Source organism: Streptomyces sp. NPDC001406 (genome assembly GCF_042895285.1).
Classification (GTDB): domain Bacteria; phylum Actinomycetota; class Actinomycetes; order Streptomycetales; family Streptomycetaceae; genus Streptomyces.
The window spans coordinates 186,314-201,793 of the sequence record NZ_JBIAWG010000005.1 but is presented as its reverse complement, the minus strand read 5'-3'; the positions used below and the strand labels follow the sequence as shown (position 1 = coordinate 201,793).

Annotated in this window: 15 protein-coding genes; 8 read left to right on the top strand and 7 right to left on the bottom strand. The window is 69.7% G+C overall.

Going from position 1 to position 15,480, the window contains the following annotated elements; translation table 11 throughout:
• The first annotated feature begins 242 nt into the window (after positions 1-242).
• The 4 genes from ACFY1J_RS13945 to ACFY1J_RS13930 all read left to right on the top strand — a co-directional run bounded on the left by ACFY1J_RS13945 (position 243) and on the right by ACFY1J_RS13930 (position 4,941).
• Positions 243-1,526, top strand: a complete 1,284-nt coding sequence (locus ACFY1J_RS13945) for an extracellular solute-binding protein (protein WP_390708827.1) — start codon at positions 243-245, stop codon at positions 1,524-1,526.
• Between the two features lie 74 nt (positions 1,527-1,600).
• On the top strand, positions 1,601-2,587 hold the full coding sequence (locus tag ACFY1J_RS13940) for a sugar ABC transporter permease (RefSeq protein WP_363294135.1): 987 nt from the start codon (positions 1,601-1,603) through the stop codon (positions 2,585-2,587).
• Positions 2,584-3,426 (top strand): carbohydrate ABC transporter permease, encoded by an 843-nt coding sequence (locus ACFY1J_RS13935; protein ID WP_390708828.1) that lies wholly within the window; start codon positions 2,584-2,586, stop codon positions 3,424-3,426. The genes ACFY1J_RS13940 and ACFY1J_RS13935 overlap by 4 nt, the downstream gene beginning before the upstream one ends.
• 9 nt (positions 3,427-3,435) lie before the next feature.
• Positions 3,436-4,941, top strand: a complete 1,506-nt coding sequence (locus ACFY1J_RS13930) for a glycoside hydrolase family 3 protein (RefSeq protein WP_390708829.1) — start codon at positions 3,436-3,438, stop codon at positions 4,939-4,941.
• An 83-nt stretch (positions 4,942-5,024) separates the two neighbouring features.
• On the opposite strand, the gene nagB is transcribed toward ACFY1J_RS13930, so the two are convergent.
• Positions 5,025-5,810 (bottom strand): glucosamine-6-phosphate deaminase, encoded by a 786-nt coding sequence (gene nagB / locus ACFY1J_RS13925; protein WP_390708830.1) that lies wholly within the window; start codon positions 5,808-5,810, stop codon positions 5,025-5,027.
• 171 nt (positions 5,811-5,981) lie between these two features.
• On the opposite strand from nagB, the gene ACFY1J_RS13920 reads away from it, so the two are divergent.
• Positions 5,982-7,052 (top strand): SIS domain-containing protein, encoded by a 1,071-nt coding sequence (locus ACFY1J_RS13920; protein ID WP_390708831.1) that lies wholly within the window; start codon positions 5,982-5,984, stop codon positions 7,050-7,052.
• Between the two features lie 32 nt (positions 7,053-7,084).
• On the opposite strand, the gene ACFY1J_RS13915 is transcribed toward ACFY1J_RS13920, so the two are convergent.
• Positions 7,085-7,837 (bottom strand): glucose 1-dehydrogenase, encoded by a 753-nt coding sequence (locus tag ACFY1J_RS13915; protein WP_390708832.1) that lies wholly within the window; start codon positions 7,835-7,837, stop codon positions 7,085-7,087.
• A gap of 97 nt (positions 7,838-7,934) precedes the next feature.
• Between ACFY1J_RS13915 and ACFY1J_RS13910 the strand changes: the two genes are divergently transcribed.
• Complete coding sequence (locus ACFY1J_RS13910; RefSeq protein ID WP_390708833.1) at positions 7,935-8,567, top strand: TetR/AcrR family transcriptional regulator; 633 nt, start codon at positions 7,935-7,937, stop codon at positions 8,565-8,567.
• 348 nt (positions 8,568-8,915) lie between these two features.
• Positions 8,916-10,382, top strand: coding sequence for a sensor histidine kinase (locus ACFY1J_RS13905; protein WP_390708987.1), 1,467 nt, complete (start codon positions 8,916-8,918; stop codon positions 10,380-10,382).
• 221 nt (positions 10,383-10,603) lie between these two features.
• Here the strand turns inward: ACFY1J_RS13905 and ACFY1J_RS13900 are convergent, their stop codons facing one another.
• Entirely contained in the window at positions 10,604-10,861 is a 258-nt protein-coding gene (locus tag ACFY1J_RS13900) for a WhiB family transcriptional regulator (protein ID WP_003992873.1), read from the bottom strand.
• A 319-nt stretch (positions 10,862-11,180) separates the two neighbouring features.
• Entirely contained in the window at positions 11,181-12,149 is a 969-nt protein-coding gene (locus ACFY1J_RS13895; protein WP_390708834.1) for a diacylglycerol/lipid kinase family protein, read from the bottom strand.
• Positions 12,150-12,265: 116 nt separating this feature from the next.
• On the opposite strand from ACFY1J_RS13895, the gene ACFY1J_RS13890 reads away from it, so the two are divergent.
• Entirely contained in the window at positions 12,266-12,721 is a 456-nt protein-coding gene (locus ACFY1J_RS13890) for a hypothetical protein (protein ID WP_390708835.1), read from the top strand.
• A 722-nt stretch (positions 12,722-13,443) separates the two neighbouring features.
• On the opposite strand, the gene ACFY1J_RS13885 is transcribed toward ACFY1J_RS13890, so the two are convergent.
• From ACFY1J_RS13885 to ACFY1J_RS13875, 3 genes are all read right to left on the bottom strand, one after another.
• Positions 13,444-14,517: an RNA polymerase sigma factor SigF gene (locus ACFY1J_RS13885; RefSeq protein WP_390708836.1), complete on the bottom strand. Its 1,074-nt coding sequence runs from the start codon at positions 14,515-14,517 to the stop codon at positions 13,444-13,446.
• A gap of 17 nt (positions 14,518-14,534) precedes the next feature.
• On the bottom strand, positions 14,535-14,948 hold the full coding sequence (locus tag ACFY1J_RS13880) for an anti-sigma regulatory factor (RefSeq protein WP_004925829.1): 414 nt from the start codon (positions 14,946-14,948) through the stop codon (positions 14,535-14,537).
• A 251-nt stretch (positions 14,949-15,199) separates the two neighbouring features.
• Positions 15,200-15,460 carry a UBP-type zinc finger domain-containing protein gene (locus tag ACFY1J_RS13875; protein ID WP_390708837.1) on the bottom strand — a complete coding sequence of 87 codons (261 nt, stop codon included), beginning with the start codon at positions 15,458-15,460 and terminating at the stop codon, positions 15,200-15,202.
• Between the last annotated feature and the right edge of the window lie 20 nt (positions 15,461-15,480).

The following is a 15,480-nucleotide window of genomic DNA, read 5'->3' as shown; positions in this document are numbered from 1 at the left end:
TGGTCCACCAGAACTGGTCCGTCCGATCTGTCGCTTGCGGAATGAAAGGTCCCTGCATATCTCGGTCCCATCACGGACGTCCGGAGCCTGCTTGAACACCCTTGACAGGCCTATTGGTCTGGGCCAAGCTCCGGGTACTGGTCTACACCATTGGTCCAGGTCCCGGCCCCATGGGCGGTACGACGCGTCGACGGTCACCGCGGGGAGGCAGGGGGGTTTGTGGCATCCCTGAGGAGGGTGGCGTGAAGCGCAAGCTGATAGCCGCGATCGGTATCGCGGGCATGGTCGTCTCCATCGCGGCGTGTGGCAGTGACAAGAAGGACGACGGCAAGGCACAGGGGTCGGACGCCAAGGAGCTGACCGTCTGGCTCACCGTGGACGCCCAGAACAACTGGCCCAACCTGGTCAAGGCGGCCGACGCCGCCGTGCAGAAGAAGCACCCCGGCATCAAGATCAAGCACGAGTACTACGGCTGGCCGGACAAGAACACCAAGCTGGACGCCGTCCTCGCCACCGACAAGGCCCCCGACGTGGTCGAGATGGGCAACACCGAGATGCTCGGCTACATGGTCAAGGGCGCCTTCGCACCCGTCGACGCCGCGCAGTTCGGCAACTCCTCCGCCTGGCTGGACGGCCTCAAGGCCTCCGTGACGTACGACGGCAAGACCTACGGCGTGCCGTACTACGCCGGCGGCCGGGTCGGCACCTGGCGCAAGGACATCGCGGCCGCGTCCGGCATCAAGGCGCCCCCGAAGACCTACACGGAGCTGACCTCCGACCTGGACAAGATCCAGAAGAAGCAGGGCTCCAAGTTCAACGCCTGGTACCAGCCCACCCGTGACTGGTACGCGGCCATGTCCTTCGTCTACGACGCCGGCGGCTCCATCGCCGTCGAGTCCGGCGGCCAGTGGAAGGCCAGCCTCTCCTCGCCCGAGTCCCTCAAGGGCCTCAAGGAGTTCAAGACCGTCCTCGACAAGTACATGCACGGCGACAAGACCAAGGACGAGTCCGACCGCTACATCGTCTACGGCCAGGGCAAGTCGGACCTGATCTTCGGGGCGGCCTGGGAGGGCGCGACCGCGGCCGACCCGAAGAACGACAAGACCGGCAAGCTCAAGGACAACCTCGAGAACTTCGTGATGCCCGGCCCGTCCGGCAAGAACCTGCCGGTCTTCCTGGGCGGCTCCGACCTCGCCATCCCGGTGAAGTCCAAGGCCCAGGGCGTCGCGGCCGAGTGGATCAACGCCTTCACCGGTCCTGAAGGCCAGAAGGGCCTGATGGCCAAGGGCAACCTGCCCAACAACAAGACGGACCTCGCCACCCTGAAGAGCGACCCGGCGACCGTCGTCCCGGCCACCGCGGCCGAGTCCAACTGGTTCGTCCCGATGGCCCCCGGCTGGGGCCAGGTCGAGAAGGCCCAGATCCTGCAGACCATGCTGCAGAACATCGGCACCGGCAAGAAGTCGGTCGAGGCCGCCGCGAAGGACGCGGACGCCGCGATCGACAAGGTCATCAACACCAAGTGACCTGAGATCGGGGCCCTGTCCGCCGGCAGGGCCCCGCCTCTCGTACGACCCGAGGGACCGCTGAGGAGCGCGCGATGAGTGCCGCAGACACGACCACCCCCGCCAAGGTGCCGCCGCCGCGGCAGGCGCCGCCACCCGACGTCCCGCAACGGCCTCGCGGCAAGCGGACGTCGAGCGGGGCGGCGACCCCCTGGCTGCTGCTCGCGCCGTGTCTGCTGATCCTCGCCCTGGTGATGGGCTATCCGCTGGTCCGGCTGGTCACCCTGTCCTTCCAGGAGTTCGGGCAGTCCCAGCTGTGGGGCTTCAAGCCGGCCGAGTCGGTCGGGTTCGCCAACTTCTCCAAGGTGCTCGGCGACGGCGAGTTCTGGCAGGTCGTCGTGCGCACGGTCGTGTTCGCGGTCGGCTCGGTCGTCTTCACCATGGTCCTCGGCATGCTGGTCGCCCTGCTGCTCCAGCGGGTCTCCGGATGGGTGAAGACCCTCGTCAACATCGCGCTGGTGGCCAGCTGGGGCATGCCCGTCATCGTCGCCACCACGGTCTTCAAGTGGCTCTTCGACGCCGACTACGGCATCCTCAACGCCCTGCTGAGCAAGCTGCCGGGCGTCGACCTGATCGGGCACAACTGGTTCGCGAGCGGGCCCGAGGGGCTGGCCGTGATCATGCTCCTGGTGGTCTGGGGAGCGGTCCCCTTCGTGGTCATCACGCTCAGCGCCGGTCTCACCCAGGTCCCCAAGGAACTGGAGGAGGCGGCCCGGCTGGACGGCGCGGGCTCCTGGGGCGTCTTCCGGTATGTCACCCTGCCCATCCTCAAACCGATCATCGTGATGCTCACGACCCTGTCGGTCATCTGGGACATGGGTGTCTTCCCGCAGGTCTTCGTGATGCGCAACAACCATCCGGAGGCCGAGTTCCAGCTCCTCACCACCTACTCCTACGACCGCGCCTTCGTGGTCAACGACTACGCGCAGGGCTCGGCGATCGCCCTGATCACCGTGGTGCTGCTGCTCGCGGTGGTCGCCGTCTACATGCGTCAGATGCTGAAGATCGGAGAGGTCGAATGAGTGCCCTCGCTCCCCAGGCGCGCCGCCGGCCGAAGCTCGGCTGGAACCTCCTCGGTCTGCTCGTCTTCGTCACCGCGGGCTTCCCCGTCTACTGGATGGTCAACACGGCGTTCAAGCCCGCGAAGGACGCCATCGACCCGGACCCGAGCCTGCTGCCCACGGGCCTCACGCTCGGCAACTTCCGCCGGGCACTGGACATCGCCGACTTCTGGGGCCCGGTCGGCCGCAGCCTGATCGTGTCCCTGACCGTGGTGGCGATCGGCATCGTCGTCGGCATGCTGGCCGCGCTCGCCATCTCCCGGTTCGCCTTCCGCGGCCGCAAGATCGTGATCGTGGGCATCCTGGCGGTGCAGATGGTGCCGCTGGTCGCCATGATCATCCCGGTCTTCCTGCTGCTGAACGACCTCGACCAGTACGACAAGCTCTCCGGCCTGATCATCACCTATCTGACCTTCATCCTCCCCTTCACGGTGTGGACGCTGCGCGGATTCATCGTCAACATCCCCAGGGAGCTGGAGGAGGCCGCGATGGTGGACGGCTGCTCCCGCACCGGCGCCTTCATCCGCGTCGTCTTCCCCCTTCTCGCCCCCGGCATGGTCGCCACCTCGGTCTACGGCTTCATCCAGGCCTGGAACGAGTATCTGTACGCCCTGATGCTGCTCAGCCAGGAGCACCAGACCGCGACCGTGTGGCTCGGCAACTTCACCACCAAGCACGGCACCGAATACGCCCCGATGATGGCCGGTTCCACCATGATGGCCGTGCCGATCGTCGTCCTCTTCCTCCTCGTCCAGCGCAAGATGGCCGCGGGCCTGACCGCGGGCGCCGTGAAGGGATAACGCCACTCGATGACGACATTCGCCAGCGGTACCACTGCGTCCAATTCCAAGGACGGCCTGACGCGCGACGCCCTCACCGTCCTCCAGCCCGGCTTCCCCGGCACCACGGCCCCCGACTGGCTGCTGCGCCGCCTCGGCGAAGGCCTGGCGTCCGTGGGCCTGTTCGGCCGCAACATCACCTCGCCGGAGCAACTGTCCGCCCTGACCGCCCAGTTGCGGGCGGAACGGGACGACGTCCTGGTCGCGATCGACGAGGAGGGCGGGGACGTGACGCGCCTGGAGGTGCGGACCGGTTCCTCCTTCCCCGGCAACCACGCCCTCGGCGCGGTCGACGACGTCGAGCTGACCCGGGAGGTGGCCCTCGAACTCGGCCGCCGCCTCGCGGCCTGCGGCGTCAACCTCAACTGGGCCCCGTCCGCGGACGTCAACTCCAACCCCGCCAACCCGGTCATCGGTGTCCGCTCCTTCGGCGCCGACACCGAGCTGGTCGCCCGGCACACGGCGGCCTATGTCACCGGCCTGCAGTCCGCCGGGGTCGCCGCCTGCACCAAGCACTTCCCCGGCCACGGCGACACGGCCGTAGACTCCCACCACGCCCTGCCCCGCATCGACGCGGAGGCCACACTGCTCGCCTCCCGCGAACTGGCCCCGTTCCGCGCCGCGATCGAGGCCGGCACCCGGGCCGTGATGAGCGCCCACATCCTGGTCCCGGCCCTGGACCCGGACCACCCGGCGACCCTGTCCCACCGGGTGCTCACCGAACTGCTGCGCGGCGAGCTCGGCTACGACGGCCTGATCGTCACCGACGGCATGGAGATGCAGGCCATCGCCGCCACCTACGGCATCGAACGCGGCAGCGTCCTCGCCATCGCCGCGGGCGCCGACGCCATCTGCGTGGGCGGCGGCCTCGCCGACGACGAGACGGTACGGCGCCTGCGGGACGCCCTCGTCACGGCGGTCCGCTCCGGCGAACTCCCCGAGGAACGCCTGGCGGACGCGGCGCAGCGGGTCCGCGCTCTCGCGCGCTGGACGGCGTCGGCCGCCACCGACGAGCCCTCCGCCACCGCACGGGCCGACGTCGGCCTCGTCGCCGCCCGACGCGCGCTCACCGTCACCCGCGCCGACTCGTACGCGCCCCCGGCCTCGCCCCCCTACGTTGCCGCCTTCACCCCCGTCGCGAACATCGCCGTCGGCGACGAGACCCCCTGGGGCGTCGCCGCGGAGCTGGGCCGGCTGCTGCCCGGCACGGAGACGGGGAGCTTCGCGGGGGAGGACGCGGCAGCGGCGGCACTGGTCGCGGCGGGCGAGCGCCGTATCGTGGCCGTCGTCCGCGACGAGCACCGGCACCCGTGGATGGCCGCGGCCCTCGACACCCTCCTTACGGCCCGCCCGGACACCGTCGTGGTCGAGATGGGCGTCCCCCAGTCCACGCCACGCGGTGCCCTGCACATCGCCACGCACGGCGCGGCCCGGGTCTGCGGCCGTGCGGCGGCGGAGGTCATCGCGGGCGCCTAGCCCGGGCGGAACACCCTGCCCAGATTGCCGGAAGGCGCCGGACCCCGCGGGGGAGTCCGGCGCCTTCCGGCATGCCGAGAAGGTCAGATCCCCTGCCAGTCCGGCTTGTTGACGTAGGTGTGCCGGAAGTAGTCCGCCAGCTTCAGCTTGGACGCGGCCGCCTCGTCGACGACCACGGTCGCGTGCGGGTGCAGTTGAAGGGCGGAAGCCGGGCAGACCGCGGCCACCGGTCCCTCCACGGTCGCGGCGACCGCGTCCGCCTTGCCCTCGCCGGTGGCGAGCAGCACCAGGTGCCGCGCCTCCAGGATCGTGCCTATGCCCTGGGTGATGACGTGGTGCGGCACCTGCTCGATGTCGCCGTCGAAGAAGCGCGCGTTGTCGATCCGGGTCTGCTCGGTCAGCGTCTTGATCCGCGTGCGCGAGGCGAGCGAGGAGCACGGCTCGTTGAACCCGATGTGTCCGTCGGTCCCGATCCCGAGCAACTGCAGGTCCACCCCGCCGGCCTCGGCGAGCGCACTGTCGTACGCCTCGCACGCCGCCTGCACGTCCTGTGCCGTGCCGTCCGGCCCCATGAACGCGGCCATCCCGATCCCGAGCGGCTCCAGCACCTCCCGCCGCAGCACCGAGCGGTAGGACTCCGGGTGCTCGGCGGGCAGCCCCACGTACTCGTCGAGCTGTGCGATCCGGGCCCGCGAGGTGTCCACCGCACCGGAGTGCACCTTGGCCGTCAGCGCCTGGTAGATGGGCAGCGGGGTCGAGCCGGTGGCCACACCGAGCAGCGCTTCGGGCTTGCGCCGCAGCAACTGGGCCATGGCCTCGGCGATCAGCTCGCCACCCGCCTCGGCGTCCGGAACGATGACAACTTCCACGCTGGGCCTGCCGTTCTGGAGAGGGCTGAAGGTCTATGTGGTTTAGACCAATCTAACATCGACCCCGCACGGGCGGCGCCCCTTCCCAAGGGGTGAAATAGGACCCGTCGACGTTCCGACACCGAGCCGGCAGCGATCCACAGCGCCCCGCGTGCCCCGGGAGGACTCACCATGACCGTCACGACTCCGGCCCCCCTCGTCGACCGCCCGGGCCGGATCATGGCCCGCGAGATGGCCGAACAGCCCGCCGTGCTCCGCAGGATCCTGGACGAGGGAGCCCCGGCCGTCCGGCAGGTGGCCCAGGAGATCGCCGCCCGCCGGCCCCGCTTCGTCCTGCTGACCGCCCGCGGCACCTCCGACAACGCCGCCCTGTACGCCAAGTACCTCCTCGAGATCCGCCTGGGCCTGCCCTGTGGCCTCACCTCCATGTCGACCACCACGGCCTACGGCGCCCGCCCCGACCTCACGGACGTCCTCGTCGTGACCGTCAGCCAGTCCGGCGGCTCCCCGGACCTGGTCGCCTCCACCCGGGCCGCCCGTGCGGCCGGCGCCATCACCCTCGCCGTGACCAACAACCCGGACTCCCCACTGGCCGGCGTCTCCGAGTACCACATCGACGTCCTGGCCGGACCGGAGAAGGCCCTCCCGGCCACCAAGACCTACACGGCCTCCCTCCTCGCTCTCTATCTCTTCGTCGAAGGCCTGCGCGGCGGCGACGGCGCCCCCGCCAAGGTGCTGCCCGACCTCGCCGAGCAGCTCCTCGCCCGGCAGGACGAGGTCCGCGCCCTCGCCGCCCGCTATCGCTTCGCCGAGCGGATGGTCATCACCTCGCGCGGCTACGGCTACCCCACGGCCAAGGAGGCCGCCCTCAAGCTGATGGAGACCAGCTACATCCCCGCCCTCTCCTATTCCGGAGCCGATCTCCTGCACGGCCCCCTCGCCATGGTGGACAACGTCTCCCCGGTCATCGCGGTCGTCACCGACGGCAAGGGCGGGCAGGCGCTGCAGCCCGTGCTGGACCGGCTGCGCGGCAGGGGTGCCGACCTGGTCGTCATCGGGCCCGAGGGGCAGGTCGAACAGGCCTCCGCCGGATTCGTCCTGCCCACGGAAGGGGTCGCCGAGGAGGTCCAGCCGATCCTGGAGATCATCCCGCTCCAGCTGCTGGCCTACGAGGTCACCATCGCCCGCGGCCAGGACCCGGACGCGCCCCGCGCCCTGGCGAAGGTGACCGAGACGCACTGAGGGAGAGCCGGGCGTGAGTACGCCGGGTCGCCTCAGACCAGGGAACCCCCCGTCGCGTCCAGCCAGTGCCCCGTCACCCAGCGGCCGTCGTCCGAGGCGAGGAAGGCAACCGCGTCGGCGATGTCGGCGGGCATGCCCACCCGCCCCAGCGCCGAGCGCGCGGCGGCACCCTCCTTCGCCTCGTCGCTCGCGCGCAGCCAGCGGGCGTTCATGTCGGTGTCGATGATGCCGGGCGCGACCGAGTTGACCGTGATGCCCCGGGAGCCCAGTTCCTTGGAGAGGTCCCGGGTGAAGACGTCGAGGGCCGCCTTGGTCATCGAGTAGGCCATGAGGTGCGGCATCGCGGCGGAGCGGGCGAGGCCGGAGGATATGTTCACCACCCGCCCACCGTCCCGCAGTCGCTTCGCCCCGAGCTGGACGATGAAGTGCGGCGCCTTCACATTCACCGCGAACAGCCGGTCGAACTCCCGCTCGTCGATGTCGGCGAACGGTCGCGAGGCGCCGATTCCGGCGTTGTTCACCAGGATGTCCAGGCCGTCCGCGTGCCGGTCGAACTCCTCCCAGAGGCGCTCGGCGTCCCCCGGCACGCCCAGCTCCGCCCTGATCGCGAACGCGGTGCCGCCCGCCTCCTCGATCGCGGCGACCGTCTTCTCGGCCGCCTTCTCGTCGCGTCCGTAGTGCACCGCGACCCGGGCGCCGTCCCGCCCCAGCCGCTCCGCGATACCGCGCCCGATTCCCCTGCTCGCCCCCGTGACCAGTGCCGTCCTGCCGCTGAACACACCCATGCCGGCGCCCCCTCCATATTTTTCTAGCGGTCGCTACAGAAAAGACCGTACAACACCCCGCCGACATTTCTCTAGGGCCCGCTATAAAATACCCCCCATGGTGCGTAGCGAGGAGACGAAACCGCAGGCCGGGGCCGCGACCAAGGCGCGCGGCCGCCCCCGCTCCTTCGACCGCGGGACGGCGCTGGAGAAGGCCGTCATGGCCTTCTGGGAGCGCGGCTACGAGGCGACCTCCGTCTCCGACCTCACCCGGATCATGGGCATCGGCGCCCCGAGCCTGTATGCGGCCTTCGGGGACAAGCGCTCCCTGTTCGAGGAGGTGGTACGGGTCTACGCCGGGTCGTACGGCTCGTTCACGCGCCGCGCCCTGGACGAGGAGACGACGGCTCGCGCCGCGGTGGAGCGGCTGCTGCGCGAGGCGGCGGTGGAGTTCACCGATCCCGGCCATCCGTACGGCTGCCTGGTGACCCATGCCGCCACCAACTGCACGACTCCCGAGGTCGAGGAGGCCCTGCGGCGTCAGCGCAACGCCAACGTGGCCGCCCTGGAGAGCCGTATAAAAGCGGACGTCGCGACCGGTGAACTGCCGGAGGGAACCGACGCCGGCGCGCTCGCCCGCCATGCGGCCGCCGTCTTCCAGGGCATGTCCCAGCAGGCGCGCGACGGCGCGAGCCGCGAGGAACTGGAGGCAGTCGCGGAAATTGCCATGGCCATCTGGCCCCGCAGCTGACCCGGGCGGGCTAGGCTGCCATCCGTCAACTGTGAACAGTCTCCAACGCATGGACACACAACGTGGTCTAGTCCACAATGCGTAGGGAGGCCTGCGTGCGGTATGACCGCGACGCAGCCGCACTCTTCCGTCTTCCCCGCACAGGAGGGCGGATCGAGGATCCGGAGCTCTCTGCCCTGACTGCCCCGGTTCCTCATCCTTCGGCCGACCGGGACCGCACACCCCACGGCCGATACTGCTCCGGGCTGCGGTGCCGGGAGGGTTGAGGGTCCCTCCCAGGCGCCGCGGCCCGCGGGTGTTTTTTCGGCCGTGCACAAATGCCCGGGTACGCTCGCACACGTGCCCTCCATGAACGAACTCGTACGCCAGCACACCGCCCTCGACGACTCCGATCTCGAGTGGCTCCACCTGCTGGTCTCGGAGTGGCAGCTGCTCTCCGACCTGTCCTTCGCCGACCTGGTCCTGTGGGTTCCCACTCTCGACGGCACGCGGTACGTCTCGGTCGCCCAGATGCGGCCCAACACCGGCCCCACCTCCTACCAGGACGACATGGTCGGCCACCTCGTCCCGCGCGGCCGCCGCCCCATGCTGGACGCGGCGCTCGACGAGGGCCGGATCGTGCGCGAGGGCGACCCGGAGTGGCGAGAAGAGGTCCCCGTACGGGTCGAGTCCATCCCCGTACGGCGGGAGGGGCGGGTCCTCGGGGTCATCGCCCGCAACACCAATCTGCTCACCGTCCGGACCCCGAGCCGCCTGGAGCTGACCTATCTCCAGAGCGCGTCCGACCTCGCGCAGATGATCGCGGCCGGTTCCTTCCCCTTCCCCAACCAGCAGGTCGACATGGATGCCTCGCCGCGCGTCGGCGACGGCCTGATCCGGGTCGACGCGGACGGCATCGTCCAGTACGCCTCGCCGAACGCCCTGTCCGCCTACCACCGCATGGGCCTCGCCGCCGACCTCGTCGGCCACCACCTGGGCACGACCACCGCCGAACTCGCCCCGACCCGGGGGCCGGTGGACGAGGCGCTGGCCAAGCTCGCCAGCGGCTGGGCGCCCCGGGAGTTCGAGATCGAGGCGAACGACGGAGTGATCCAGTTCCGGGCGATCCCGCTCAAGCCCAAGGGCACCCGCATCGGTTCGCTGGTGCTGCTCCGGGACGTCACCGAACTGCGCCGCCGCGAACGCGAGTTGATCACCAAGGACGCGACCATCCGGGAGATCCATCACCGGGTGAAGAACAACCTCCAGACGGTCGCGGCCCTGCTGCGCCTCCAGGCCCGGCGCATCGAGTCCGACCGTGGCCGGGAGGCGCTGGAGGAGGCCGTACGGCGGGTCGGCTCGATCGCGATCGTGCACGAGACGCTGTCCCAGAACCTGGACGAGCGCGTGGAGTTCGACGAGATCGCCGACCGGGTGCTCGCGATGGTCGCCGAGATCTCACCCGGCAAGGTCACCGGCCGGCGCAGCGGCGTCTTCGGCGTGCTCGACGCCGAGGTCGCCACGCCGTTGTCCATGGTCCTGACCGAAATCCTGCAGAACGCCCTGGAACACGGCTTCCGGGAGAGCGACACCGGCACGGTCGAGGTCTCGGCGGTCCGCGGCGGAACCAGCAAGGAGGCCCGACTCCTCGTCACCGTCCAGGACGACGGGGTCGGTCTGCCCGAGGACTTCGACCCGCAGACCGCGGGCAACCTGGGGCTGCAGATCGTACGGACCCTGGTCGAGGGCGAGTTGGGCGGCACGTTCGACATGGTCCCGGCGCCGGGGCGGGGGACACGGGTGATCCTGGACATTCCGGTACGAGCGCATAAGTAAGGCGCAAGTGAGGCGTCAGTAAGGCGCAAGTAAGATGGAAATAGGGGGTATTGGGCACAGCAAAGGGCCTCGGACCTTTGTTCAGGTCCGAGGCCAGTGCTCGCTGCTGCTCTTCTACTACTAAGCGCATCGGGGTACTGCGCGCTGCGGCTCGGGGGCGGGAGATGCGTACTCGCTGTACGCGCCGCCAAGCTCAGGCTGTCAGAGCGGGGTGGGTTGGGTCAGGCGGAGGCCTGACGGGCCCGGTTGCGGGCGGCGCGGCGCTTCATGGCGCGGCGCTCGTCCTCGCTGAGACCACCCCAGACGCCGGAGTCCTGGCCGGACTCAAGCGCCCACTGCAGGCACTGCTCGATAACGGGGCAGCGACGGCAGACGGCCTTGGCTTCCTCGATCTGCAGCAGCGCAGGACCGGTGTTGCCGATGGGGAAGAAGAGCTCGGGGTCTTCCTCGCGGCAAACGGCGTTGTGACGCCAGTCCATGGCTGCTACCTCTCCTTGGTATTACGTGCTGATTGCTTGTGAATGTGAACGCTTTCACGAATCCCTCAACAAGGGAAGGGCCGACTGCCAGGTTCACCGTCGGGGTCCTGTGGTTTGAAGAGGGGTTCTGGTGATCAGTGGAGGCCGGTGTTGCGGGCCGTCCCGATCGCCACGTAGAGACTCGCAAACCTCAGCGGCGGATACAACCCCTTCCGGAAAGTTTTTTTTGATTCCTCGGTGTCGACTGGGTCACAGCCGTACTTCCATGGGGTGGATCCTGGCCTAAACGTTCGAGTGAAAGGACTTTTGCCTGTTCCGCTCACACAATCACACGCAGTGCGCGGCGTACGCCTGTGAACGTCACGCTCGTACGCAGCCCGAGGTGGTCTCCGTCCATCTGGAGGGGCAGTGGCACCTTCGAATGCAAGGTGAACTGGTCCAGGTCGTGCAGGGAGGTGGCATGCCTGCCATGGGGGCCGCGCTCGGGGGACGAAGTGAGCAACTGCGTGCCATACCGGGCAACCGCGGCCGTGGACAGACGGCTGAGACCGAGTACGTCGATGCCTTTATCGAACGAGGCCTTAGGCGACGTGTACATAGGGCGATTGCCGAGATAGGTCCACGGGGACGTGTTCGAGACTATCGCCACGACGAGATCGGTCACCGGGTCGGCGCCGGGCCGTTCGAGCGTGATCGTGCCGTGCCGCCGGTGCTGCTCGCCGAGGAATTGCCGGACGACCTGACGGACGTAGAGCGCGTGGGTGGACTTCCTGCCGCGCTCGCGCTGCTGCTCGACGCGGCCGACGACGCCCGCGTCGAATCCGAGGCCGGCGTTGAAGGTGAACCAGCGGGCGGGAACGGCCTCGTCATCCGTGGCGGGAGTGCCCGAGGTGAGTCCCAGGCCGACGACGCGCTCGCGTTCTTCACGCAGCGCGTCCAGCAGGGCGCCCGTGGCCTCCACGGGGTCGTTGGGCAGGCCCAGGGCGCGGGCGAACACATTGGTGGAGCCGCCGGGGACCACGGCGAGGCCGGGGAGGCGCTCGGGATCGGGGCCGTTGTGGAGGAGGCCGTTGACGACCTCGTTGACGGTGCCGTCTCCGCCGAGGGCCACCACCAGGTCTATGTCGTCGCTCTCGGCGGCCTGGCGGCCGAGGTCACGTGCGTGGCCGCGGTACTCGGTGGTGACCGCCTCCAGCTTCATCTCACTCGCCAGAGCGTGGATCAGCACGTCACGCCTACGTGCGCTTGTGGTGGTTGCCGCCGGATTGACCACGAGAAGTGCACGCATGGGTTGCAGCGTACCTACTGGGTGGTACTGGGCCCATACCGAGGTAGGGATCAGGTAAGAGACAGGGCCGTGAGCCTGGACACCTGGGGCTGTTCGGCGAGGGCTACTCTTCACAGGTGAGCAGCGAGCAGAACCCCACCACGGAGACCACGGAAGCCGACGGACCGCGCCCGCGACGCCTGACGTACGCGGCGGCGCTGGCCGCGCTGGAGGGCGCCGCGCTGCTGATCGGGGGCGTGTGGATGCTCGTGCTCGGTGTCACCGGCGACCCCGACGACCGGCAGCAGGCGGTGACCGGAGGCGTCACGCTGATCGTCCTCGCCCTGCTTCCCCTGCTTGCCGCGCGTGGCCTGCTGCTGCGGCGCGGCTGGAGCCGCGGCCCCGCCGTGATCACCCAGATCATGGCCCTGCCCGTGGCCTACAACCTTCTCCAGGCCGACAGCATGGCCATCCCGGCGGGCATTGCCCTGGCCGTGGTCGCGGTGGCGTCCCTGGTCCTGCTGGTCAACCCGACGACGACCCAGGCCCTGGGAATCCGGGGACCGGGGCGCTCGGAGGAACCGAAGGGGTAGCCCCGGGCGGGCGGCCGACGGGGCGGCGGCAGGGCGCGCCGCCAACTGATCGGTGCGAGTCAGCCTCCGCGCGGGGTATGGGCTCCGCGCGCTCCGCGACAGTGCTCGGGGCCCCGGCGTGGGCTCTTCCGGGGGCAGGGCGTGCGCTTGGAGAGCGGGACGAAGGTGCTTGGCGACCGGGGCGAGTGCTCCTGGTGGGCAGAGTGCAAGCACTTGTGACCGTATGAGCGCTGCCGGCCGCCGCGCCGGCTGTCGGCGATCGCGGTGAATGGTCCGGGTGGGCGGGGTGGGCGCTCCCGACGGTCCGTGCGAGAGCGCTCGGGGCCCGGGCGGGGGCTTCCGGACGACTGGGTGAGCGTGCCTCGTGGCGGCACTCGTGCTCGGGGTCGGCCGGTGCGAGTGTGCCTGGCGACAGGGGTGTGCGCTTCCCGCGGGCTGTGTGTGCGTGCTCGGCGATCGCATCAGCCGGGCCCCTGATCAGGTGCGGGCTGTCCGCGATCGCCTGGAGCGCGGGGCGAAGGTGCCTGGTGACCGGGGCGGACGTTCTCAGCGGTCGGGGCGAAGCCCTCAAGGCCCTCCGCTGGGCATCGGGGAGGTGGGCGTGGGTGGCCCCGGAGGGGCGAGCCGGCCTTGGGTGTGCGGCTCGCGTTTCCTCGTGTTCGGCGGGTTGCTCGCCTGCCCGTGTTTCCGGTGGCAACCCCCTGCGCCCCGTCCGTCGGGTGCTACTCCTCCACCAGCAGCTTCTCCCGGAGCTGGGCCAGGGTTCGGGCCAGTAGGCGGGAGACGTGCATCTGGGAGATGCCCACCTCCTGGGCGATCTGGGACTGGGTCATGTTGCCGAAGAAGCGGAGCAGCAGGATTCGCTTCTCGCGGGGCGGGAGGTCCTCCAGGAGCGGCTTGAGGGACTCGCGGTACTCCACGCCCTCCAGGGCCTCGTCCTCCGCGCCGAGGGTGTCGGCGACGGCCGGCGACTCGTCGTCGGTGTCGGGGACGTCCAGGGAGAGAGTGGAGTACGCGTTGGCCGACTCCAGGCCCTCCAGGACCTCCTCCTCCGAGATGGCGAGCTTCTCGGCGAGTTCGTGGACCGTGGGGGAGCGCCCGTGCTGCTGGGAGAGCTCGGCCGTGGCCGTGGTCAGCGCCAGGCGCAGCTCCTGCAGACGGCGCGGAACGCGGACCGCCCAGCCCTTGTCCCGGAAGTGCCGCTTGATCTCGCCGACGACCGTCGGGGTGGCGTACGTCGAGAACTCCACGCCGCGATCCGGGTCGAAGCGGTCCACCGACTTGATCAGCCCGATGGTGGCGACCTGGGTGAGGTCGTCCAGCGGCTCACCGCGGTTGCGGAAGCGGCGCGCGAGGTGCTCGACGAGCGGCAGATGCATGCGGACCAGCTGATTGCGCAGCTCCGCGTACTCGGGGCTGCCCTCCTTCAGCTTGCGCAGCTCGACGAACATCGCGCGCGCTCCGCTGCGGTCCTGCGGGTCGTGATGCGCACCCTGCAGACCCGGTACGCCCTGCGCGCCCTGCTCGTCGTCCCGTTCGTGCTCGCTCATCGTCCCGCCCGTCGCCCTTCCCCGAGCCCTCGCCTCGGCTCGGATCGGGGACACGCCCCCGTTCCGCCCTGCCGGAGACGCGCTCTGCACGGCACCTTCGAAGCCGGCCTCCGCGGAGTCGTCCTCCGGATGAGGCCTGGCCTGCTCGGGGATGCCGTCGATGCCCTCAGCCATGCGTCGGGAACCGTCCGCAGAGCCTGCGCCCTCGACCGGCAGCTCCCGTGTGCCGCGCTCTTCGTCCCGCACCGGCCCGTCCCCGTTCCTCACGCCGGCCCGGGTCCCGCGCCGCGCTGTTTGTAGAGGCTGATCGACACGGTCTTGTCCTCGTCGACGGCCGAGGAGACCTTGCCCGCCAGGGCCGACAGCACGGTCCAGGCGAAGGTGTCCCGCGAGGGCGCGTGGCCGTCCGTCGTCGGGGCCGAAACCGTGACCTCCAGCGAGTCGTCGACGAGCCGGAAGACACAGCTGAGCACCGAGCCGGGCACGGCCTGCTGGAGCAGGATCGCGCAGGCCTCGTCCACCGCGATGCGCAGGTCCTCGATCTCGTCCAGGGTGAAGTCCAAGCGCGCCGCGAGACCGGCCGTGGCCGTCCGAAGCACCGAAAGGTAGGCACCCGCAGCCGGCAGCCGGACTTCCACGAAGTCCTGGGTCGCGGGCTCGCCTGCGATCTGGGACACCCTCACCTCCATGGTGGTACAAGCTATTCGGGGCCGAGGGTCGCCCCTCGGGGTAAACGCACTACGTGGTTCAGCGGTGACGCTATCGCGCTCCGAACTTTTCTGTCCCCGGGACCCCAACCCCCTGGCGTCACTCACAGTAAAGCTGTGGATACGCTCCGTGTCTAGAGGGTCCGCGGGCCCAAATGGGAAGAGCGCGCGCCGGGTTGACGTACCCAGACGTCAGACCGTCGAACCGTCCGGATCCAGGGTCACACGAGTACATGGTCGACGAAGCACCACCGCCAGTTCTCGCCGGGCTCGAAGGTCCGCATCACGGGGTGACCGGACTGTTCGTGGTGCTCCGTGGCGTGTCTCCCCGGTGAGGAGTCGCAGCAGCCGACGTGGCCACAGCTCAGGCACAACCGCAGCTGCACCGGGTGCGTACCGCGCGCGAGACACTCCGGACAGGTCTCGTTCTGCGGCTCCGGTTCGGGGTGCGGCAGCGCGTCGGCATGCATGCACTGTTTCATGATTGCCAGATTACGACGGG

What these genes read in the sequence shown, in the direction of transcription:
- ACFY1J_RS13905 (WP_390708987.1), top strand. Translation starts at nt 8,916, where the DNA reads ATGAACGAACTCGTACGCCAGCACACCGCCCTCGACGACTCCGATCTC.
- ACFY1J_RS13940 (WP_363294135.1), top strand. Translation starts at nt 1,601, where the DNA reads ATGAGTGCCGCAGACACGACCACCCCCGCCAAGGTGCCGCCGCCGCGG.
- ACFY1J_RS13930 (WP_390708829.1), top strand. Translation starts at nt 3,436, where the DNA reads ATGACGACATTCGCCAGCGGTACCACTGCGTCCAATTCCAAGGACGGC.
- ACFY1J_RS13935 (WP_390708828.1), top strand. Translation starts at nt 2,584, where the DNA reads ATGAGTGCCCTCGCTCCCCAGGCGCGCCGCCGGCCGAAGCTCGGCTGG.
- ACFY1J_RS13915 (WP_390708832.1), bottom strand. Translation starts at nt 7,837, where the DNA reads ATGGGTGTGTTCAGCGGCAGGACGGCACTGGTCACGGGGGCGAGCAGG.
- ACFY1J_RS13910 (WP_390708833.1), top strand. Translation starts at nt 7,935, where the DNA reads ATGGTGCGTAGCGAGGAGACGAAACCGCAGGCCGGGGCCGCGACCAAG.
- ACFY1J_RS13900 (WP_003992873.1), bottom strand. Translation starts at nt 10,861, where the DNA reads ATGGACTGGCGTCACAACGCCGTTTGCCGCGAGGAAGACCCCGAGCTC.
- ACFY1J_RS13875 (WP_390708837.1), bottom strand. Translation starts at nt 15,460, where the DNA reads ATGAAACAGTGCATGCATGCCGACGCGCTGCCGCACCCCGAACCGGAG.
- ACFY1J_RS13920 (WP_390708831.1), top strand. Translation starts at nt 5,982, where the DNA reads ATGACCGTCACGACTCCGGCCCCCCTCGTCGACCGCCCGGGCCGGATC.
- ACFY1J_RS13895 (WP_390708834.1), bottom strand. Translation starts at nt 12,149, where the DNA reads ATGCGTGCACTTCTCGTGGTCAATCCGGCGGCAACCACCACAAGCGCA.